The sequence below is a fragment of the Arcanobacterium haemolyticum DSM 20595 genome, from assembly GCF_000092365.1.
Classification (GTDB): domain Bacteria; phylum Actinomycetota; class Actinomycetes; order Actinomycetales; family Actinomycetaceae; genus Arcanobacterium; species Arcanobacterium haemolyticum.
Window position 1 is genome coordinate 851,917 of record NC_014218.1, and the last position, 20,997, is coordinate 872,913.

Genomic DNA, 20,997 nt, shown 5'->3' on the forward strand with positions numbered 1-20,997 from the left:
CCGGGCTCCCACAAACTATGATAGACACTTAGACGCGCGCCCCGTCGTCGTCCCAATCCCTCTCACGCGGAGCATGCAACACAACCGCGCCTGCAGCACACCCACACGCAACCAGCGCGCACACAATCCAAACAGCAGAAGGCATCGCAACCACACCGAAAAATCCCAAAACGCACACCACAATCGCGCACGCGCAAACGCCCCACAAGAAAAACGCGGCACGCGGGAAACCAGCCTCAGGTTGCAGAACAGAAACAGGTAAATCGCGAGAATCAAAAACTGTATCGTCATCGGGCGCAACCCAATCCCGTGGCCCAGAAAACGCACCACCACGCGGTTTTCGTACAAACTCTTGCCATTCTGAATCGGCGTCCCAACCAGAAAGGTTGCCCATGTCATTCCTATCATGTCCCATGGTCCTAGAATACAACCGGTAGACTAGATACGGAGACGCGGGAGTAGCCCGCATCGCAAGTTAGAGGAAGGACACGGATGACTATCCGTCGCGTAGCAATTCTCACCGCAGGCGGTTTCGCACCATGCCTGTCTACCGCTGTTGGCGGTCTTATCGAGCACTACACCAAGGAGCTTCCGGAAGCCGAAATTATTGGCTACCAGTACGGTTACCACGGTTTGCTCACTGGCAACTTCGTTGTTTTTGACGACGACGCACGCGCCAACGCCGCAACCTTGAAGAAGTTCGGTGGCTCGCCAATTGGCAACTCACGTGTGAAGCTCACCAACTCGCAGAACCTCGTGGATCGCGGCCTGATTAAGCCAGGCGAAAACGCGCTGGAAGTCGCAGCAGAGCAGCTGCGCAAGGATGGCGTTGACGTTTTGCACACCATCGGTGGCGATGACACCAACACCACCGCTGCAGATCTCGCAGCATACCTCCACGAAAACGATTACGAACTCACCGTTGTTGGCTTGCCAAAGACCATCGATAATGACATCGTGCCAATCCGCCAATCGCTCGGTGCATACACCGCTGCGGAACAGGCTGCAAAGTTTGCACAGAACGTGATCGGCGAACACCGCTCCAACCCACGCATGCTTATCATTCACGAAGTCATGGGCCGCGCATGTGGCTACCTCACCGCACAGGCAACCCAGTACTATCGCGAATGGTTGAACGAACAGGAATGGGTTCCATCCGCAGGCCTGTCGAAGGAACGCTGGGATGTTCACGGCGTTTACTTGCCAGAAATCACGTTCGATCTGGATGTTGAAGGTTCCCGCCTTCGCAAGATCATGGACGAACAGGGCAACGTTAACATCTTCCTTTCTGAAGGCGCTGGTGTTGAGGAAATCATTGAAGAGATGCTTGAAGATGGCATCGAAGTTGAGCGTGATCCATTCGGCCACGTGAAGCTGGACACCATCAACCCAGGTCAGTGGTTTGCTAACCAGTTCGCCAAGATCATCGGCGCTGAGAAGGTTATGGTTCAAAAGTCCGGTTACTTCTCCCGTTCCGCAGCATCCAACGCAAAGGATCTGGAACTCATCGAATCGATGGTTGAACTGGCAGTCAAGTCTGCTCAGGAAGGCGTTTCCGGTGTTATCGGCCACGATGAAGAAGATAACGATACCTTGAAGGCTATCGATTTCACGCGCATCGCCGGCCACAAGGCATTCGACGTGTCCCAGCCATGGTTCCATGAGATCATGGATGCCATCGGCCAAGAATGGGAACCAAAGCCAGCTAAGTGATGTTTAGCTAACCGATGTGATAGTGTTGGCCGGTCCTCCTTAAGAATTAGGGGAGGCCGGCCAACAGCTTTGGGGCCAACGGGCACGATTACACAGTTTTTATACGTAGCGAATCAAAGACGGGATGTACTTTTCAGGTGAATAAGCGCGAATATCAGCCGATTTACTCTGATCCCGTACAAGAAGATCTGGCGATTGCCCATGTGAGGCGGCGCCCAGAGATCGTGGATGCGGCCAGTGTTGAACGTCTTCGTAGCCACATGGCTGCGGCAGGACGCGGAGAAGCGTTTATCATTCAGGGTGGAGATTGCGCTGAAACGTTTGCTGATGCCACTCGATCACACACGAAAGCGAAGATTGGCACCTTGCGCCAGATTGCGTGCGTGATCGCTGAAAGTGCGGGTGTTACTCCTGTGATGATTGGCCGGATCGCCGGCCAATATGCGAAGCCGCGCACGAATGATACCGAAACTCGTGGTGGCGTTACCTTTCCGTCGTACCGAGGCGATGCGGTGAATTCGCACGTTTTTACGGCCCAAGCCCGCACTCCTGATCCGCAGCGGCTTGTGCGTGCGGCGGAAACGGCTGCTGAAACCTACAGGCATATTACTGATCTTCGCGCGCAGGGTTTTTTCTCCTCTGCATGCGCTTCGCAGTGGAATAATGCGGCGTTTGGATCGGAGGAGTATGAGCGGTTTTGTGCTCTCGTTCAGGCACCGGCATCCCGCACGCAACGTGAGTATGCTGTAGAACCTTTTATTTCTCACGAAGCGCTTTTGTTGCGCTATGAGGAGGCCTTCACGCGCACGGCTCACACAGCGCCGCATGGCCGCGTCAACACGTCGGCACACATGGTGTGGGTGGGAGAGCGCACGCGCGGCCTCGATACGGCTCATGTTGCGTACTTAGCGTCGATTGATAATCCGGTTGGGATCAAGCTTGGCCCTGCCGCATCCGCAGATGACGTACGTGGGTTACTGGCCCACGTGAATCCGGATAATATTCCTGGCCGGTTGGTGTTTATTCCGCGTTTTGGTGCTCAGCTGATTGGGGAGAAGCTACCAGAGCTGATGCGGGTTGTTGCGGATTCTGGGTGCCCTGTTACGTGGGTGTTGGACCCGATGCACGGAAATTCTACAGTGAGCTGTGGGCGGAAGGTGCGTTACGTGGCGGATATTGAGGATGAGATCCGCCAGTTTTTTGCCATTTGTGCGCGTACGGGCACTGTTCCTGGTGGCTTGCATATTGAGTTTTCGGAAGAAAATGTGTGCGAGATTATTGACGGTGCCATGTCTGACGTTGCTGTTCGTTCTACTGACGAATCGCTGGTTGATCCGCGGTTGAATCCGCAACAAGTGTTGCGGATTGCGTTCTTGACCGCGGATTTGTTGACGCGCGGTTAGTCTTAGACCACGGTGATTGTGATCGTGGTTCCGCGCTTGGCTTTTTCGCCGCCATCTGGGTTTTGAAGGCGCACTGTTCCGAAGTATCCGCCAAGGATCGATTCCACTTTGACATCGAATCCGGCTGCTTTGAGTGCCGCGATAGCGGCATCGCGTTGTTGCCCGACAACTTTTGGAATGGGTACGAGCTCTGGCCCGCGCGAGATTGTGACGTGCAGTTCGTCGAGTCTGTGAGCATCCGCGTTGGCTTTTGGCGTTTGGGAGATCACTTTACCTTCAGCTACCGTATCGGAGAATTCTTCGGTGATGACGAGTTTGAGTCCAGTTTCGCTGACTGTTGCTTCGAGCTGGTCACGCGTCACTTGCGAGAGGTCTGGCACCTTTACTGGTGCGCGCCCTTTCGAGATCACGTACGAAATTTTTGCGTTGTGTGGCAACGAAGTTTTGGCGTTAGGGTTTTGTGAGATTACGATGTTCTTTTCCACGGTGTCTGAGTATTCGGATGTGTGGGATGTGTTTGAGAAGCCCACTTTTTTGAGGGTTTGTACGGCGTCTTCTGCACTGAGCCCGGTGAGGGTTGGTACGGTGAGGCGTTTGATTCCGTCTGATACCACGATTGTGACGCGTGAATCTGGGTGGATTCGCGTTCCCGCTTCGGGTTTTGTTGTGATGATGCGGTCTTTATCCACCGTATCTGAAAATTCGTGGTTGGTTACCACGGAGAAACCTTGTTTTTCTAGGGTTTTCTGGGCGTCTTGTACGGAGAGGCCGGTAACGTTTGCGATTGTTATGCGCAGGCCCGGACCGTAGAGAAAATACCATCCGATACTTCCTGCGATAACGGCGAGCGCCATGAGTAGTGTAAGAACGATTGGCCAACGACGGCGGCGGGGCTGTTTTTGCGCGTGAACTTGCGTTGCCTGGGGGAGAGTATCGATTTTTTGAGTTCCGTATACCGGTGGCTGTTTACTATCGAGTAGTTGAGTAGTGTGTGGCGTTGCGACAGCTTGTTGGGGTGGGAAGACGGGAATACGGCGAATAAGGAGATCTTCAGGAATCGATTCGACGATGTCATCTAATGCTGCTAACGCAGAATCGCCATTTTGTGGGCGTTTCTGTGGATCTTTTGCGGTGAATAGCCGGATGAGGGAATCGATTCCGGCTGGTATCCATTCTGCGAGATCACTGAGCTGTGGAATATCGTTATTCACATGCTGGTAGGCGATTGCAAGTGGGGTTTCGCCGGTGAATGGGAGTGAACCTGCAATGAGTTCGTAGAGCATGATGCCAGTCGCATAGATATCTGCTGCTGGGGAGGATGTTCCCGAAGTGACGAGTTCTGGCGCGACGTAGGCTACGGTTCCAAGCACTGTGGATGTTTGCGTGGAGCTTGATGCTACACGTGCTAAACCAAAATCGGCGACTTGTGCTTGGACGTGGGCAGGGGCGAGTACTGATGTAGCGGAAAGCGGTGCTGAAAGCAGAATGTTTTCTGGCTTCACATCACGGTGGATGACATCTGCTCGGTGAGCGGTTGCCAAGGCCAAAAGGACCTGACGTGTCAGAGATAAAGCTGTGCCAAGAGGGAGAGATCCGTTGAGGTTCAGCTGGGAGCGTAGATCTGGACCATCGATGAGTTGCATGACCAGGTATGGGAGATCGCCGAGCGGAGTGTGTGCCACGCCTTGATCGTAGACATTGACAACGTGTTGACTCGCCAATTTAGCTGCTGATCGAGCTTCGCGAATAAAACGATCCACAAAATCTGGTTGTTCGGCTAGATGTGAGTGAATGATTTTTACAGCCACATCGCGTTCTAGACGTTTATCGTGGGCGCGATAGACACTCGCCATGCCTCCTCGAGCTAAGCGAGACGTAATGGCGTAGCGTTCATCGATAACTGTGTTTATGAGTGGATCTAGATTCACATCCTCCAGAATATCGCACAATAATGGCAAAAGCCGACCACATTGGTGGTCGGCTTTTGCGTGTCGGTGTGGGAATGATCTTAGAACCGGTTCATTGCGGCCTTGATCTTGGCAACGTAGGCAACTGTATCTGGGCGCATGCCATACATTTGCACGCCACCTAGGCCTTGGTAGTAGCCTGCAACTGCATCGTCAAAATTATCTGCAGCATTGTGGAGGTAGCGGATAATTGCGATACCTGCAACGATGTTATCTTGTGGGTTGAGCAGATCAAGGTTTCGGCCTACCAGTGTGCCAGCCCATTCGCCTGAGGATGGGATAACTTGCATAATACCGATAGCGTTGGCAGGAGAAACTGCACTCGCATCAAATCCAGATTCGATGTAAGCGTGGGCAAGAGCAAGGCGGGGATCTACGCCCATCTGTACTGCGGTTTCGCGTACCATGCGCTGGACTTCTGCGCGTGAAGGAAGTTCCTTTGTTATCAACGAATGCTTGTTGTTGTTTGCCGCATCTACAACATCATCCGCGTAGGTGTATCCAGGGAAGTTGTTGTCAACTAAGCGTTCCTTTGCAGGTGCTGGGGTAGGAGCAGTGGCTGCGCCACTTAGGTTGAGCACTTGGCCAGGGAATAGAAGGTTCGGGTTAGAAATTCCGTTACTATCCGCAATAGCAGAAACCGTGGTGTTGAAACGAGCCGCGATCGCACTCAAGGTATCGCCAGCCTGAACTACATACTGGGAAGAGGCTGCCTCTGGGGCTGGTGCTGGTGCTGGAACCGGAGCTGGTGTGTTGACCTGTGGCGTATCGCGAACCACTGGCGTTTGTGCAGGTAATTGTAGGCGTTGGCCAATTCGGATCAACGCCGTTGGCCCGAGGTTATTCACGCGAATAATGTCTGGAATTGGAATACCAGTGCGCTGAGAGATGCCCCAAACGGTATCGCCTGGGCGAACCTGGTACGACATCATCAGGCCTTGTGGTATGGCGTGGTGAGTGGTTTGCGGTGCAGCACTAGCTGCTGCAGGCGCGAGGAGTGAGACAGCAGTTGCTGTTGCGAGTGCAGCGTTAGAACGCGACATCCACTTTGACATAAAGCCCTCCGCATCGTCCATCTGTGCAAGATGTTACTGATGGTGAATTTGATAAAATTGTTATAAATGAGACTAGTGGATAAATGAGCGTGTCGCCAGTTATTTCGCAATTTTGTGGGCTAGTATCGCCACGTGATTAAAGAACCTGGGTATGACGAATGGTTATCCATTCCTGAAATTGCAGACATCCTTAACTTACGCCAACGTGATGTGCGTACAGCTGTAGCTGATCATCGCCTCGTTGCGATTCGCCGTGGTGAAAATAATGCATGGGCGATTAACGGCGGCCAAATCATCGTAAAAGATGGAGAAGCGAAAATTTTGCCGTCACTCCACGGCACGCTTATCGCACTCCAAGATGCTGGCTTTTCTTCTGACGAATCTCTTGCATGGCTTCTTCGTCACGATGAAGAACTCGAATGCGCCCCTCTTCACGCGTTGAGAGACGGAAAAACGCACGCCGTTCGACGTGTCATCATTGGCTTAGCCTTCTAAAATCTACGTTCCGCTAATGAGCACGCGAGATCCCGCAAGATCGTCGCGTGCTCAGGCATATGCTCACGTGCCCGATCTTCACGGTCTCTAATAAACGTTTCATGGCGTTCAAATGCACCCGAAGATCTCATGATCGCCTGAATCTCAGCCAGATCAGTATCGCTTACGGCGTTACCCAGCCGTTGATCAATGAACGTTCGTTCTGCCTGAGTACACATTTGCCGCGTCAATGCTAACAACACTGTGCGTTTCCCTTCAGAAATATCGCTACCGGCAGGCTTACCCGTTACGGCAGGATCGCCAAAAATACCCAGCTCATCATCCCGCAATTGGAATGCTTCCCCAAGTGGACGGGTAAAGAGCGTGAGGCGTGCCGCCGCGTCGTCGTCCCCTCCGGCAAGTGCTACGCCAATCAACACAGGCAACTCAATCGAATACCGTGCCGATTTGTGCAACAAAACCAAAAACGCATCGTCAACTGCACAATCGGCATCGTTACTCAACGGAGTAAATTCTGCGCGCATATCCATATACTGGCCAAACGCGGTCTCAGATGCCATCTCGTTAAATAGCGCAAACGCACGGCGAAACGCGCCATCAGGCGCATCCTGCTTCGCAAACTCTTCCCCGCCACAGGATAACAAATAGTCCCCAAGCAACACGCCCGAATGCTGACCAAACAAAGCAGCCTCGCCAATAAAACCCAACTGCTCATGCTGCGCCGCAAACAAACGATGAGGAGCGGGAATGCCGCGGCGGGTTTCGGCGTCATCAATGATGTCATCGTGAACGAGAGCCGATGCCTGATACAACTCAACCGCAACCGCAGCATGAAGCGGAAGATCCTGAGTCTGGCGGGAAATCGCTTCAAAACCGCCAGCCACACATAAAGCGCGCGTGCGCTTCCCACCCGAACTCAACGCAACTGCTGGAGCAATGAACTCCTGGAACAACTCAGAATCCCGGGCAGTTTCACTAAACGGTGGGACCACAGAAAGCACATCGGTAAGACGTGAGGATACAGCGTGGCGGAAATCAGAATAACCCATGAGAACGAGCCTACCGGGTTGTCCACAAGTATCGCCAATATTTCGACTATCCACAGGTTTTTATTCCCCGGCACGCGAGCCCTAACGAACCTGCTTGACTGGATTCTATGAAACATTACTCAATACAACACCCGGCAGAATTATTCGTCCTCATCCCTCATATCCTAGGAGAAGAACCTCGTAACAATGTGGTAGTTACAGCACTTGCTCGCGAAGCAGAAGGGTTTGCGGTGTGCGCACTGGCGCGGATCGATCTGGAAACTGCCATACCTCATGAGATCTACCAAGACCTTGATGAATTTATCGTTGATCTCCAAGCAGACCTCATTGCAGTTAATCAATTCAATGGGCCGGATATCCCGTTTGGCGCTCCTGCCGAAATCACCACACAGATCATCCAACATGTGAGGGGATGGCTACAGCAAGCGGAGTCAGATATCCGGCTATCCCTTCCACTCTATACGGATTACAACCGGTGGGGAGTGCTGATGGAACCTGAAGATGATACTCCGATCGGTGAAGGATTTTCCTACCAAGCCCTACGCGAAAGCCCCTTTGCCTGCCAACTCATGCTCGAAGATAAACCTCTCCTTGAAGGGATTTGGGGGAGAACAGCATTACGCAGGCGGGAAGCGAGCATCGCTGTGGAAAAACGCTTACGTGATATGCCTGATCTCCTGCGAGCAGGAAGGCTATGGCATAACACGATAGAAAAACTGCGCGAACACCCACAAGCACTTACGCCTGGGACCGCCGTTGATTTCTTAGGGGGACGGGCTCGGATCGGGAAACTCAACGCTAGTTTGTACGATCCGAAGATCCGGGACCGGATCTTGCTCTGGGCTATCACAGGGATTGATCTGCACGAAGCCGTGGAATGGGATGATTGTTTCTCCCTCATGCGCAACGCCCCTATGACTCCCGAACTGCCACAGCGCGCCTATCAAGCGATCACTATCTTAAACGCGTGTGCAAGTTTTTCGGCAGACGATTCCCCGTGCGCCTACGCGGCAATATCGTATGTGTATTGGTGGATCGGTAGAACTCAAATGGCGGCGGCAGCAATGCAGATAGCGCTGTCCTCTGATTCAGAATATCGATTGTCACGGCTTATGAACGCCATTCTTGCCGGAAGAATCATGCCGCCTTGGATGAGCAGTGAGGAGTAAATTGTGAAATGTGAGGATAAAAGGGTAAATTCGGCACTGAAGAACTTTTGTCCACGCTGAACCTGTAGGAGTTCGAAGATGAGCGTAGTGGTACCGATCGTCCAAGGAAATCGCTGTAGTCAGATTATCAATCGGGGAATAGCGTTCGCCGAAAGTCATGACGTACCTGTAGTTGTACTGCTCTCAACGTCACTCGATACCACAACACAAGATGACATTGATGATGAAATCGATCACCTCACTGATCTTCTTGATGAAAAGGACGTCGCTTTTCGTATCGTTACCCGACTCGATAATGCTGATTTAGCAACAAAAATCCGGGAAACTGCCATCGAATCTGAGGCATCGATCATCATTATTTCACTGGCTCCAAAACCGCATCACGGTTCATACCAACTTGGGCATCAGGTTCAAAAGTTGCTTGTTGATGCTCCATGCGAAGTGCTCGTGATGAGAGATACAGCCAACAATTCCTAGGATTTTTGGCAGAATTCTCTTGTTAAATCACGATTTTATGGAATAAAACGGCCATTGTTAACGTTCTGTTAGTGTGCCCAATGCGGATTATAGGTGACGTTCGGGCTATAATGTAAGGGCTTATTGGCTTTTGCCTCAATATGAAAGGTACCACGTGGCTGCTTCTTCTCGTCCCTCTGAAAATCTTAGGCCGCTCACTGACGCTTCCGAGCTCGCTAAGTATCGAGTGTCTGAACTTAAAACGGTTGCTAAGAAGCTTGGTCTATCATTACCATCCAAAGCGGTTAAGGCTGCCTACATTGATGCAATTATGAAGCACGTGGCTGCTGTGGCAGGCGCGCAAAGCACACGCGAAGAAAGCGTTAAAGAACCTGCTACGAAAACTAAGCGTGCAGCTACTAAACCAGCGACTCCTAAAGTTGCCACGTCGAAGGTTGCCGCTCCAGCAGCTACCAAACCAGCAAAGGCTGCCGATGCGGATGGGGATAAAGCCACACCTGAAGATAGCGCCGAAGATCTTGATGAAACTCTTGAATCGCCAGATGAACCAGATTCATTAGACGATGAAGAAGATGTCGATCTGGATGGCGATGATCTAGATGATTCTGATGAAGATCCTGATGATGAATCTGACGATGATGAATCAGAAGGCAGTGCGGATGAAGCCGATGAAGAACATGAAGCGGTTAAAGAAACTACCGCTAAGCGTTCGGGTGCGTTTATCGTGCGCGATTCGGATGATACTGATGAACCTGTTCAGCGCGTCCACGTTGCCGGTGCAACCGCAGATCCTGTTAAAGACTACTTGAAGCAGATCGGTAAAGTTGCACTGTTGAACGCAGAAGAGGAAGTTGAACTTGCCAAGCGAATTGAAGCTGGCCTCTTCGCACAACACATTCTGGAAACAACCACGATTGACGATCCTCGCAAGCGCCGCGAACTGGAAATCATTTCCCGCGATGGACACAAAGCAAAGAACCACCTACTGGAAGCAAACCTTCGTTTGGTTGTCTCGCTCGCTAAGCGTTACACCGGCCGTGGCATGCTTTTCTTGGATCTGATCCAGGAAGGGAACTTGGGTCTTGTCCGTGCAGTTGAAAAGTTTGATTACGCCAAGGGCTACAAGTTCTCTACATACGCGACATGGTGGATTCGCCAGGCAATTACCCGCGCTATGGCAGATCAGGCGCGTACGATCCGTATTCCTGTTCATATGGTTGAAGTCATCAACAAGTTGGCTCGTGTTCAACGTCAGATGCTCCAGGATCTTGGCCGTGAACCTACGGTTGAAGAACTGGCACACGAACTTGATATGACCGAAGAAAAGGTTATCGAAGTTCAAAAATATGGCCGTGAACCAATTTCCTTACACACCCCGCTCGGTGAAGATGGCGATTCTGAATTCGGTGATCTTATTGAAGATTCGGAAGCAGTTGTGCCAGCAGATGCAGTTGGCTTCACCTTGCTTCAAGAACAGCTCCACCAGGTGCTCGATACGCTCTCTGAACGTGAAGCGGGCGTGGTATCCATGCGCTTTGGCCTAACTGACGGCCAGCCAAAGACTCTAGATGAAATCGGCAAGGTTTACGGTGTTACTCGTGAACGTATCCGCCAGATCGAATCTAAGACCATGTCGAAACTTCGCCACCCGTCCCGTTCACAGGTGTTGCGCGATTACCTCGATTAATACACGCGGCAGAACACGCATCTGCCGCATATAAAAGCATCAGTGGGTGTGGGCATGCCAAGGGCGTGCCCACACCCACTCGCATGGAGTCACCACATCACCGTGTCGGTTCACTGCGTGATCAACGCACCTGTGCCCCCGAGATTCGCATGCATGATAGTGGCGGAAAAGTTCAGTACATGTGAGGGCATCGGCTAGAGCACGGTGTGCCACAGGAGTTTCAATTCCCAGGCGGGCAGCTAGTCCAATCAGGGAGTGGCTACCTTCTGGGCAGTAAATACGTGATTGATCGAGTGTGCAGACTGCATTCGCTCGATCGATTGATATTCCTGCTTGAGCACGCGCGAATTCGGCATTAAGAAATCCCAGATCAAACGGAGCATTATGAGCCACGATAATCTGGCCGTCAAGCACCTTAGCCACACGCTCAGCAACCAGAGCGAATGAAGGGGCATCTGCCACCATGGCTGATGAAATATGGTGGATGTGTTGTGCGGTGATACTACGCTGCGGATCGATGAGAGAATGAAAATAACCAGATTGCTCCAAAGAATCAGATAAAAGAACAATACCGATCTCAATAATCCGATCAGTTGCTAGATCAAGCCCGGTGGTTTCCACATCTACTACTGCATACGTCATACTCTCCTCCTGGCGTTAACACTACGGTTATTTTGCCGGACGCGAAAGTTGTGTACCCAAAGCCAAGAAGTCTGACAAAATAATAGTCATGACAACGCTAACTGAAGAAACAACACGATCAACATTTACTGCTGCTGACCGATGCGATGCCTGCGGGGCGCAAGCGTACGTCCGTGTTGATATGGAAGCGGGGCAGCTCATGTTCTGTGCTCATCACGCACGGAAGTTCAGCTCCAAGATTAGTGAAGTGGCACTATCGGTTATTGACGAAACTGAGATGGTTGCCCGATAACGTAAGCCTTAAAAGGAAGGGACGTGCGATTAACCTCGCACGTCCCTTCCCCTCTATCTTCCGGAAGAACCGGTAAAATATAAGACGTGCCACAGACCAAAGAAGAATACACAGCCCGCCACCTCTCGGTTCTTGAAGGGCTTGAAGCAGTCCGTAAACGCCCGGGAATGTACATTGGATCTACTGATTCTCGCGGGCTCATGCACTGTGCCTGGGAAATTATCGATAATGCGGTTGATGAAGCAACCGAAGGCTTTGCAACATCTATTTCGATTACGTTGCATCCAGATACGTCCGTTGAAGTGAGTGACGATGGCCGTGGCATTCCAGTAGATGAAGTTCCCGGAACTGGCGCTTCTGGCGTAGAAGTCGTGTACACAAAGTTGCACGCGGGCGGTAAATTCGGGGGCGGTTCGTATTCGTCGTCGGGCGGTTTGCACGGCGTGGGTGCGTCGGTGGTGAACGCGCTTTCGCAACGCCTCGATGTGGCCGTGAAGCGTAACGGTAAGGTTCACGAAATTTCGTTCCAGCGCGGTGAACCTGGCATGTTTGACGATTCGGGTAACCCAAGCCCGGATGCTACGTTTAAGCCAGCATTGGATGAATCCCCACTTCGTATCACTGGAAAAGTTGCGAAGAAAACCACTGGTACTCGCGTGCGGTACTGGTACGATCCACAGATTTTCCCGTCAGATTCGCAGTTCTCCTACGATGCGTTAATTGAACGCGTGCGTGAAAAAGCCTTCTTGGTTCCTGGGCTAACTATTCGCGTGAGCGATTTGCGTGGGGAAGAACCAGTTGAAGAAGAGTTTACGTACAACGGTGGTGTGGTCGATTTCGTCGATTTCCTTGCCTCCGATCCGGCCGTGACATCTACGATGCATCTCACAGGTGAAGGTACGTTTACTGAAACCGTTCAGGTTCTCGATAAGAAGAGCGGCCACCTGAAGGCGTCCGACGTCGAACGCACATGTGTTGTTGATATTGCATTGCGATGGGGTAGCGGCTACGAAACGATTGAAGAATCGTTCGTCAACATCATTGCCACGCCGAAGGGTGGAACCCACGTTACCGGTTTTGAACAAGGTTTGGTGAAAGTTCTTCGTACCGCGATAGATCAAAAATCACGTCAGTTGAAGGTCACGGCTCGCGATCCACGTATTGAAAAAGACGATATTCTTGCCGGCCTGAGCGCCGTCGTCGCCGTCCGATTTCCGGAACCACAATTCGAAGGGCAAACCAAGGAAATCTTGGGAACAGCGCCAATCCGCGCCATTGTTGCCAAAGTGGTGGAAACCGAACTCTCTGCGATCCTCGCCTCCACAAAGCGGGACCAAAAAACAGAAAACTCCCGGTTGCTTGAAAAAATCGTGGCAGAAATGCGCGCCCGCGTAGCAGCCCGTACCCAAAAGGAAATCTCGCGCCGCAAGAACGCACTCGAAACGTCCTCACTCCCTGCAAAACTGGCAGACTGCCGCGCGGAAGATGTGGAACGTTCGGAACTCTTCATAGTCGAAGGCGATTCGGCACTGGGCACCGCAAAACTCGCCCGCAACTCAGAATTTCAAGCGCTCTTGCCGATCCGTGGAAAAATTCTCAACGTCCAAAAAGCTTCCCCAGCAGACATCCTCAAAAACCAGGAGGTCTCCTCAATTATCCAGGTCATCGGTGCTGGATCAGGGCGAACGTTCGATCTGGACGCAGCCCGGTACGGAAAAGTCATCTTCATGACTGATGCCGATGTGGATGGCGCCCACATCCGAACCTTGCTCCTCACGCTCTTCTTCCGCTACATGCGGCCACTCGTTGAAGCAGGCCGAGTGTACGCGGCCGTACCGCCACTCCACCGTATCGAAGTGGCTGGTCAAGGCCGCCGCAAAGGCGAATACATCTACACATATTCCGATACGCAACTCCACAAAGAACTAACCAAACTCGAACGTGCCAAAAAGAGCTACAAGGAACCAATCCAACGCTACAAGGGCCTCGGTGAAATGGACGCCGATCAGCTAGCCGAAACCACCATGGATCCGGCACACCGATCCCTCCGGCGTATTTCTATGGCAGACGAAGCCGCCCTCCGATATGCTGAGGAAACATTCGAACTTCTCATGGGATCGGATGTGGCGCCACGAAAAGAATTTATTATCGATGGCGCTGCCCATATTTCCCGCGATCAAATCGACGTCTAAGGAGTGAAACCGTCCACCATGCCTGATCCTACGTCGTCCCAGTTGCGTAGCCGTTCCTTCGCAGAACGGCTAGACGCCCCGGCTCACGTCCGCCTACCCGGTTCTCACTTGGGCCTTACATGGCGTGCTCTCACCCGCGAAGATCTGCCAGCATTCATCGATCTCATGGCGTCTACGGCAGATTCACCGCTCGGATTTGTGCCCGCCATCGAGCGTACGATCACGTACTGGTATGACGAACTCACAGCACAGCCACACTGCTCAGATATTTTGAGCGGTTGGGATGGGCAGGGGAAACTCCAAGCGATGGCCTGCGTGCGCGTCAATGATAAGCCGCTTTCCGAACTTCAGGCAGAGGTCACTGCCGTGGTGCGCCCTGATTGGGTGGGCCGTGGGATCGGGCGCGCCCTGCTGGAATGGCAAGATGATCGCGCCCGCCAGCTGCTGGCCATGCATCCATCGGACTTACCAGTCTCGATTCGCGCACTTGTTCCCGAACGGAACGGGAGCCGCCGCCGGCTGCTCGCAGCAGGCGGCTTCACGCCTATCAGCTACATCACTGACGTGACCACCCGGACGTCATGCGAACACCATGAGGTGTCAAAGCAGGCACGCGAACGGTTGGCTGCGCAAGGGTTTACGATTCAGCCGTACACGGCGGATGTGGATATGGAGTTGCGGCGCTTGCATAATCGGTTGATTTTGGCGTTGGAGCGCTATCAACCGTTATCGTCGGCAGCCTGGCAGGCGAAGTTATCGCGGGCGGATCATGACTTTTCATTCTTGTTGATTAAGGATCAGCAACTTGTTGGCTATACGTTGGCGGAGCAGATTCCGGAGATTTCTGCGTTGCGGATTTACTATTACGGGATTGAGCGGGCGTTGCGCCGGCAGGGCATCGGCACTGATTTGATGTTGAGTGTGCTGGGCCCAGCTTATGACGCCCAGATTTCTACTGTGGCGGCGCCGGTTGTGAGCCGTCAGGGTAAGGTTCCAGAATCGTTGGTGGATCACGGGTTTGCTCCGGAGCTTCGTGAGATCGTGTATTCGATTGATATCTGATGAAGCATTCGAAGGCGTGGGAATGGTCTGATCTGACCAGCGATGATGTGTCCCTTGTGGCTGATTTTATTGCGGCTACTGAGGCGTTTGATGATGCTCCGATTCGGACCCCGTTTTCCGAGGTGGCATCGTATTTTGGCACGGAGTGTCCGTGGAAGGCCCAGGGCGCGTGGGCAGGGGATACGTTGGTGGCATTTGGTTTGGCGCGCATCATATCGAACACGCAATGGGAAACCACCATCACGTTGTCTGGGAGCGTTCATCCGCAGTGGCGTGCGCAGGGCGTGGGCACGGATTTGTTGGAGCGCCAGGTTGAGGTTGCGCACGCACTGGCAGGGGCTAGGGCTGCGCGTGCGTTGCTGTATGTTGAAGCGGATCACAAGAATCTGGTTGCGTTGGCGGAAGGTTTCGGTTTTTCGCGCTTGGCATCGTTTGTTCAGATTAGGGGAAAGACGACGACGCGGCTCTCCGCTCCGGCTCTCTCTGACTATATTGCGATCGAACCGATGGGTGATGGTGTAATCGACGATATTCGAGGTATCCACAACGTGGTTGTGAGCGAATCTGCGTTGTTTGATATTCAGACGGCGGAATCGTGGGCGGCCGTGTTGGAAGATGTGGATCGCGAATGGTGCTTTGTGGCCGTTGATCGTTTCGGTGATCGGCCGCGCATTGTGGGCTATCTTTTGGCATCTGTGTTTGTGAGTATCGTGGATGGGATGGAAGCGTCTGAAGCGTATATCGATGAAGTTGTGGTTATTCCACAATGGCGTAATTCTGGTGTTGGTTCTGCCATGGTGACTGCTGTGCTACAGCGGTTCCAAGAAGCCGGCTACGATTCTGTGGTGGCAGATGTGGCAATCGCCGATCCAGATGGTTCGGCATTCATGGATGTTTTTGATGAGACGGGGTTCGCCGAAATCGGACGAACCCACGTCATGTCACTTCAACTTAACCAATAGCGTTGACGATCTCAGCGAGCGCCGTGCCGGAACCGTCACGGCGTTCGTCTATATCTGGAAGCGTCACTGGCTTGCCGTTCTTGCCAACGGCGCGCGGTGGGAGTTGCCCAACCCATGCCTGGGTAAGAGTATCTTCATCGCGCAAGTAGCGTTGAGCGCGCACGCCGCCTGTGCCACGGCCCTTGGCCGGATAGCGATCAAGTGGCGTCACCTTAGCGCTGCCGGCTGTGGTGCCTGGCAGGGCATCGGACGAGCTAGCGATTGTGACTACGCCATGCCCGGCCAAATCATCGTTCGGCACGATACCAAGCGCAATAACTTGGGCTCCATCTGCCACTCGAATACCGGCAATTCCTTGGCCGGATCGGCCTTGTGGGCGTACGGCATTGGCATCGAAACGCAAGAGTTGGGCATCGGAGGTCACGAGCACGATCACGTCCGTATCGCCGGAAACTCCTGCGCCAATTACTCGATCGCCGTCCAACAACGTGATTGCATCGAACTGACTCTTGTTCGGCGGGTCAAGTGCCACACGCTTGATCTTGCCTTGAGCAGTGGCAAGAGTCAGCACGGTATCGCTTTCTTCAAGACTGATGATGGCCAAGGGTTCTTCGTTTGGTTCCATCAACAGAAGATCGGTGAGTTGAGCGCCGGCAGCTAGGCTCGGTGCGCTTTCGGTATCTGGCATGGCCGGAATATCAAGAACGTTCAACCGGTGAATGTTTCCGGCGGTGGTGACAACGCCGATATCGCTCAAATTCGTTGTAGAAACAACAGAAGCCAAAGCATCGTGCTGGGCGCGTGGCCCTTCACGGCGTGGCGGTTCGCCACCAACGATACGAGCAATCTTGCCCGTGGCAGAAAGGAGAACTCGGCACGGATCGTCAGTGATTTTCAGTTTCGGCGCGTTGGCTTTAGACTTTTGTACCGCGTCCGCTTCAAGCAATACTGTGCGGCGTGGCGTGCCGTATTGGCGGGCAACGTCCGCAAGCTCGGTGGAGATCAGTTGACGCATACGGTCTTCTGATCCCAGGATAGCTAGGAGCTCATCGATCGTTTCTTGGAGCGAATTGCGTTCCGTTTCAAGTTCAATTTGAGAGAATTTGGTGAGGCGGCGCAAGCGCAGCTCCAGAATGTAATCGGCTTGGGGCTGCGAAAGATCAAACACAGAGATAAGGCGATTTGCCGCAGTTGCCGAATCTTCCGAGGAACGGATAATGGCGATCACGTCGTCAATATCCACAATCGCGATCAGCAAACCTTCCACCAGGTGAAGACGATCTTGCGCCTTGCGTAAGCGGAATTCGCACCGGCGCTTCGTGACGGAGCGGCGGTGATCTAAGAACACCTGCAGAATTTCCTTCAGGCCCATCGTGCGCGGCTGGCCTTCCACCAACGCCACGTTATTGATACCGAACGATTCTTCCAGCGGAGTGTGCTGATAGAGCGCAGCGAGTACGGCTTCTGGGTTGAATGCGTTTTTGACTTCGACCACGAGCCGTGTGCCATGATGCCGATCGGTCAGATTCTGCACACCCGAAATGCCCTGGAGTTTCTTAGACGAAACACCATCTTTGATCTTCTCAATAATTTTTTCCGGACCAGTTAAGTAGGGGAGTTCGGTGAAAATAATGCCCTTCTTGCGCGGGCTCACGTTTTCGATATGTGCCGTTGCGCGGGTACGGAAAATGCCACGCCCCGTCTTATACGCCTGGCGAATACCATCAATGCCCACAATCTTGCCGCCATCTGGCAAATCCGGCCCCGGAATGTAGCGCATCAATTCTTCCAGGCACGCATCCGGATTTTCCAGCAAGAAACGAGCACCAGCAATCACTTCATTCAGATTATGTGGTGCCATGTTTGTAGCCATACCCACCGCGATACCAGACGAACCATTCACCAACAAGCTAGGAATCGCCGCCGGCAACACTTCCGGTTCCTGGTACGTGTTGTCATAGTTTGGCACCATGTCCACCACGTCTTCGCCAAGCGAAGCAGTCATCGCTAACGCGGCTGGCGCCATACGGACTTCGGTGTAACGAGGAGCTGCCGGACCGTCGTCGGGAGAACCGAAATTACCGTGACCATCCACGAACGGCAACCGTAGCGAAAAATCTTGCGCCAAACGCACCATTGCATCGTAAATCGCGGCGTCACCGTGCGGATGGAGGCGGCCCATGACGTCACCCACCACACGCGACGATTTCACATGCCCGCGATCCGGCTTCAACCCCATGCTATCCATCTGGAACAAAATACGGCGCTGAACAGGCTTCAGGCCGTCACGCGCGTCAGGCAAGGCGCGAGAATAGATAACAGAATACGAATATTCGAGGAAAGAATTGCGCATTTCCTCGGAGACGTCAATATCCATAATATGTTCAGTGTGCGTTTGTGCCATTCCTCTATTATTCCGTGAAAAACCCCAGTTTGGTGGGTAGAGCACAGGTGAGAAACACAACCTAGTTCGCCAAGACGTTTCGAGAGTGGGACAATAGAAGCGATGAACACTGACCGTACGCCTGAGCTAACCGCCGCACTTTCTTCGTTACTTCCACAAAGTTCGTTTGTTATCAACGATGTTTTCGATGCCGTGGGGGATGACGACGTTCGCGCATTTTACGTTCGCCCCGAAACCATGTTCGATGCCGATTCTGTGTACGATCGCGTGGTTGCCTTCATTGCCACGGAACACCGGTTGATCCTCGTGTACACCGATACGAACTACGAGATGGATCCGAAGGGCGAATTCGTGACCACCATGCAATCGGTCGGTTTGGAATCCGTGAAAGAACATCATGTTGTGCGGCGCCGGCAGCTTGAAGGGCTGCGCGCAGGCGAACTCAACTCGGTCCTGTTGCGGTTACGGTGGGGATCGGCGTTCTCCCAAGATTTACAGCCCGGAGCATGTGACGATCCTGCATGCACCAACGATCATGGATATGTGGGGATCGTGACGAATGAAGATTTCCAAATTTTCCTTGACGCTCAGCACGATGGGGGATATTTTGCTCCAGGGGTCGAATTTATTGATTCACTCGTATACATGCTCGGGAACCGGCGATGACCTTGTTTGACGGAGCGTGTGTTCCTGGCGATGCTCGGCTCGATCGGGTGCTGCCCGGCGTGTTGAATTCTGTTGGAATGGGGGATGATGCACGATCTCGGGAACTACTCGGTTTTCCGCAGGTGCCGCGCGCGTGCGTGGTGATGGTTGATGGACTTGGGTTTCACAATCTTGCGCAACGGCGCGGGCATGCGCCGAATATGCGGAAGATGGGAATTGAACAGTCAATTTCTACGGTTGTGCCATCCACAACCGCCGCCGGGATCACTGCCTTTGGCACGGGGGCTCGGCCCGGTGCCACATCTATGACCGGGTATTCGCTTCGCATTCCAGGAACAAGCCGCACGTTTTCGTTGATCAAATGGCCAGATCCGGCTGTGAACGTATGCGAATGGCAAACCTATCCCACCTTGTTTGAAGGATTGGCAGAACCTGAGCGGGCAGTGGTCATTCAGCCTCAGAAGTTTGCCCAGTCAGGGCTCTCTGTAGCGGCTTTGCGTGGTGCTCGTGGGCTGTACGGGGAAAGCCTCGACGATCGTGTAGAGCTGGCCGCACGCGCCCTCAAACGCGATGCCACAGTGGCGTATCTGTATTGGGGAGATCTCGATGCTGCCGGCCATAAATCTGGCTGGTGCTCCGATTCATGGATTGGCGAATTAGAAAAACTCGATGCCGGAATCGGCCTTCTTCGCCGTTCACTTCCCAAAGGAACACTTCTTATTATCACGGCCGATCACGGCATGATAGACGTGACGAACCGCATCGATATTGCCGATATTCCAGCGTTACGTGAGGGAATCGACGTCGTTGCTGGAGAACCTCGCGCCGTCCATCTCTACACAACGAAACCAGACGCTGTTGCGAAGCGCTGGCAGGATGCTGTGGGGGATCTGGCATGGATCGGAACGCGTGACTCCGTGATCGCCGCAGGTGTGTTGGGGCCGGTGAGCGATTTTACGCGGCAAACGATGGGCGATGTGATGGTCTTCGCGCGTGATGCGCACGTTTTTGTTGATTCCCGGGTACAGTCGAGTACTGCGATTGGACTCATCGGGGTTCATGGTTCGCTTACCCGCACCGAAATGGACATCCCATTAATCACGGAGGTTATCTGATGGCTGAGCTCGTGTTCTTCTCAGGCACGATGGATTGTGGCAAATCAACGCTTGCTTTGCAGACCGCCTACAACTACGAACAACGTGGTTTAGGAGGCATCATCTTCGCGATGAAAGATCGTGCCGGGCACGGAAAACTCTCCTCCCGGCTTGGGCTGGAAACTGACGCCATCGAAGTGACCCCCGAAACGAACTTCTGGGAAGCCGTTGGAAAAGCGCGCCAAAACGGCGAACGCGTGGACTTTATTATCTGTGACGAAGTGCAGTTCTATAGCCGTGAACAGGTGGATCAACTCGCGCGAATCGTGGACGAAATCCACATCAGCGTGTGGGGTTTTGGCATCACTACTGACTTCCTTACACGGCTTTTCCCGGGTTCGGCACGCATGCTCGAACTTGCAGATCGTGTGGAACGGCTCCAAGTAGAAGCCCTGTGCTGGTGTGGAAAACGAGCAACACACAACGCTCGTACCATCAACGGAATGATGGTGACTGAAGGAGAACAGGTGATGGTAGGCGATACCAAACGCGGAGACGTAGTGGGATACGAAGTGCTCTGCCGCTACCATCACATGCACGGCATGACTGCCGCATCGGAACACGCCAGCGAAATCTCTCCGACTCCGCTGACGCTCGGATCACACTGA

General features: G+C 53.1%; 19 protein-coding genes. 13 read left to right on the forward strand and 6 right to left on the reverse strand.

The genetic code is table 11. From position 1 onward, the window contains the following. Positions 1–28: 28 nt before the first annotated feature. Positions 29–394 (reverse strand): hypothetical protein, encoded by a 366-nt coding sequence (locus ARCH_RS03815; RefSeq protein WP_013169981.1) that lies wholly within the window; start codon positions 392–394, stop codon positions 29–31. Positions 395–492: 98 nt separating this feature from the next. Between ARCH_RS03815 and ARCH_RS03820 the strand changes: the two genes are divergently transcribed. Both ARCH_RS03820 and ARCH_RS03825 read left to right on the forward strand, forming a co-directional pair. Next, positions 493–1,713: a pyrophosphate--fructose-6-phosphate 1-phosphotransferase gene (locus tag ARCH_RS03820; protein ID WP_013169982.1), complete on the forward strand. Its 1,221-nt coding sequence runs from the start codon at positions 493–495 to the stop codon at positions 1,711–1,713. A 137-nt stretch (positions 1,714–1,850) separates the two neighbouring features. Continuing rightward, the gene (locus tag ARCH_RS03825; protein ID WP_013169983.1) at positions 1,851–3,116 is read left to right on the forward strand and encodes a 3-deoxy-7-phosphoheptulonate synthase; all 1,266 of its coding nucleotides are present in this window, start codon (positions 1,851–1,853) and stop codon (positions 3,114–3,116) included. A gap of 2 nt (positions 3,117–3,118) precedes the next feature. On the opposite strand, the gene pknB is transcribed toward ARCH_RS03825, so the two are convergent. After that, positions 3,119–5,044, reverse strand: a complete 1,926-nt coding sequence (gene pknB / locus ARCH_RS03830; protein WP_013169984.1) for a Stk1 family PASTA domain-containing Ser/Thr kinase — start codon at positions 5,042–5,044, stop codon at positions 3,119–3,121. Positions 5,045–5,124: 80 nt separating this feature from the next. Beyond that, positions 5,125–6,138, reverse strand: a complete 1,014-nt coding sequence (locus ARCH_RS03835) for a lytic transglycosylase (protein ID WP_013169985.1) — start codon at positions 6,136–6,138, stop codon at positions 5,125–5,127. Positions 6,139–6,270: 132 nt separating this feature from the next. Between ARCH_RS03835 and ARCH_RS03840 the strand changes: the two genes are divergently transcribed. Further along, positions 6,271–6,633 (forward strand): Rv2175c family DNA-binding protein, encoded by a 363-nt coding sequence (locus ARCH_RS03840; protein ID WP_013169986.1) that lies wholly within the window; start codon positions 6,271–6,273, stop codon positions 6,631–6,633. Here ARCH_RS03840 and ARCH_RS03845 read toward each other — a convergent pair. Then, positions 6,630–7,682: a polyprenyl synthetase family protein gene (locus ARCH_RS03845; protein ID WP_013169987.1), complete on the reverse strand. Its 1,053-nt coding sequence runs from the start codon at positions 7,680–7,682 to the stop codon at positions 6,630–6,632. The genes ARCH_RS03840 and ARCH_RS03845 overlap by 4 nt on opposite strands. Positions 7,683–7,789: 107 nt before the next feature. Between ARCH_RS03845 and ARCH_RS03850 the strand changes: the two genes are divergently transcribed. From ARCH_RS03850 to ARCH_RS03860, 3 genes are all read left to right on the forward strand, one after another. Then, positions 7,790–8,851, forward strand: coding sequence for a DUF4192 family protein (locus ARCH_RS03850; RefSeq protein ID WP_013169988.1), 1,062 nt, complete (start codon positions 7,790–7,792; stop codon positions 8,849–8,851). A 78-nt stretch (positions 8,852–8,929) separates the two neighbouring features. Beyond that, on the forward strand, positions 8,930–9,328 hold the full coding sequence (locus tag ARCH_RS03855; protein ID WP_013169989.1) for a hypothetical protein: 399 nt from the start codon (positions 8,930–8,932) through the stop codon (positions 9,326–9,328). Between the two features lie 154 nt (positions 9,329–9,482). Continuing rightward, on the forward strand, positions 9,483–11,015 hold the full coding sequence (locus ARCH_RS03860; protein ID WP_013169990.1) for an RNA polymerase sigma factor: 1,533 nt from the start codon (positions 9,483–9,485) through the stop codon (positions 11,013–11,015). A 39-nt stretch (positions 11,016–11,054) separates the two neighbouring features. Here the strand turns inward: ARCH_RS03860 and ARCH_RS03865 are convergent, their stop codons facing one another. Further along, complete coding sequence (locus ARCH_RS03865) at positions 11,055–11,657, reverse strand: 3'-5' exonuclease (RefSeq protein WP_013169991.1); 603 nt, start codon at positions 11,655–11,657, stop codon at positions 11,055–11,057. 88 nt (positions 11,658–11,745) lie between these two features. Here ARCH_RS03865 and ARCH_RS03870 point away from each other — a divergent pair, with 88 nt between their 5' ends. From ARCH_RS03870 to ARCH_RS03885, 4 genes are all read left to right on the forward strand, one after another. Continuing rightward, positions 11,746–11,949, forward strand: a complete 204-nt coding sequence (locus ARCH_RS03870; protein WP_013169992.1) for a DUF7455 domain-containing protein — start codon at positions 11,746–11,748, stop codon at positions 11,947–11,949. Positions 11,950–12,035: 86 nt separating this feature from the next. Next, positions 12,036–14,141 carry a DNA gyrase/topoisomerase IV subunit B gene (locus ARCH_RS03875; RefSeq protein ID WP_013169993.1) on the forward strand — a complete coding sequence of 702 codons (2,106 nt, stop codon included), beginning with the start codon at positions 12,036–12,038 and terminating at the stop codon, positions 14,139–14,141. Positions 14,142–14,159: 18 nt separating this feature from the next. Then, the gene (locus tag ARCH_RS09330) at positions 14,160–15,203 is read left to right on the forward strand and encodes a GNAT family N-acetyltransferase (protein WP_013169994.1); all 1,044 of its coding nucleotides are present in this window, start codon (positions 14,160–14,162) and stop codon (positions 15,201–15,203) included. Further along, the gene (locus ARCH_RS03885; RefSeq protein WP_013169995.1) at positions 15,203–16,165 is read left to right on the forward strand and encodes a GNAT family N-acetyltransferase; all 963 of its coding nucleotides are present in this window, start codon (positions 15,203–15,205) and stop codon (positions 16,163–16,165) included. The genes ARCH_RS09330 and ARCH_RS03885 overlap by 1 nt, the downstream gene beginning before the upstream one ends. Here the strand turns inward: ARCH_RS03885 and ARCH_RS03890 are convergent. Then, on the reverse strand, positions 16,155–18,569 hold the full coding sequence (locus ARCH_RS03890) for a DNA gyrase/topoisomerase IV subunit A (RefSeq protein WP_013169996.1): 2,415 nt from the start codon (positions 18,567–18,569) through the stop codon (positions 16,155–16,157). The genes ARCH_RS03885 and ARCH_RS03890 overlap by 11 nt on opposite strands. A 102-nt stretch (positions 18,570–18,671) precedes the next feature. Between ARCH_RS03890 and ARCH_RS03895 the strand changes: the two genes are divergently transcribed. From ARCH_RS03895 to ARCH_RS03905, 3 genes are read left to right on the forward strand one after another with little or no spacing between them, the layout of a single operon-like run. Further along, entirely contained in the window at positions 18,672–19,235 is a 564-nt protein-coding gene (locus ARCH_RS03895; RefSeq protein WP_013169997.1) for a DUF5998 family protein, read from the forward strand. Continuing rightward, entirely contained in the window at positions 19,232–20,350 is a 1,119-nt protein-coding gene (locus tag ARCH_RS03900) for an alkaline phosphatase family protein (RefSeq protein WP_013169998.1), read from the forward strand. Before ARCH_RS03895 ends, ARCH_RS03900 begins: the two co-directional genes overlap by 4 nt. Further along, positions 20,350–20,997 (forward strand): thymidine kinase, encoded by a 648-nt coding sequence (locus ARCH_RS03905; protein WP_013169999.1) that lies wholly within the window; start codon positions 20,350–20,352, stop codon positions 20,995–20,997. The genes ARCH_RS03900 and ARCH_RS03905 overlap by 1 nt, the downstream gene beginning before the upstream one ends.

Excerpts from the sequence above, each read along its gene's own strand:
- ARCH_RS03815 (WP_013169981.1), bottom strand. The coding sequence starts at position 394 with ATGGGCAACCTTTCTGGTTGGGACGCCGATTCAGAATGGCAAGAGTTT.
- ARCH_RS03820 (WP_013169982.1), top strand. The coding sequence starts at position 493 with ATGACTATCCGTCGCGTAGCAATTCTCACCGCAGGCGGTTTCGCACCA.
- ARCH_RS03835 (WP_013169985.1), bottom strand. The coding sequence starts at position 6,138 with ATGTCAAAGTGGATGTCGCGTTCTAACGCTGCACTCGCAACAGCAACT.
- ARCH_RS03845 (WP_013169987.1), bottom strand. The coding sequence starts at position 7,682 with ATGGGTTATTCTGATTTCCGCCACGCTGTATCCTCACGTCTTACCGAT.
- ARCH_RS03850 (WP_013169988.1), top strand. The coding sequence starts at position 7,790 with ATGAAACATTACTCAATACAACACCCGGCAGAATTATTCGTCCTCATC.
- ARCH_RS03855 (WP_013169989.1), top strand. The coding sequence starts at position 8,930 with ATGAGCGTAGTGGTACCGATCGTCCAAGGAAATCGCTGTAGTCAGATT.
- ARCH_RS03865 (WP_013169991.1), bottom strand. The coding sequence starts at position 11,657 with ATGACGTATGCAGTAGTAGATGTGGAAACCACCGGGCTTGATCTAGCA.
- ARCH_RS03870 (WP_013169992.1), top strand. The coding sequence starts at position 11,746 with ATGACAACGCTAACTGAAGAAACAACACGATCAACATTTACTGCTGCT.
- ARCH_RS09330 (WP_013169994.1), top strand. The coding sequence starts at position 14,160 with ATGCCTGATCCTACGTCGTCCCAGTTGCGTAGCCGTTCCTTCGCAGAA.
- ARCH_RS03885 (WP_013169995.1), top strand. The coding sequence starts at position 15,203 with ATGAAGCATTCGAAGGCGTGGGAATGGTCTGATCTGACCAGCGATGAT.
- ARCH_RS03890 (WP_013169996.1), bottom strand. The coding sequence starts at position 18,569 with ATGGCACAAACGCACACTGAACATATTATGGATATTGACGTCTCCGAG.
- ARCH_RS03895 (WP_013169997.1), top strand. The coding sequence starts at position 18,672 with ATGAACACTGACCGTACGCCTGAGCTAACCGCCGCACTTTCTTCGTTA.
- ARCH_RS03900 (WP_013169998.1), top strand. The coding sequence starts at position 19,232 with ATGACCTTGTTTGACGGAGCGTGTGTTCCTGGCGATGCTCGGCTCGAT.
- ARCH_RS03905 (WP_013169999.1), top strand. The coding sequence starts at position 20,350 with ATGGCTGAGCTCGTGTTCTTCTCAGGCACGATGGATTGTGGCAAATCA.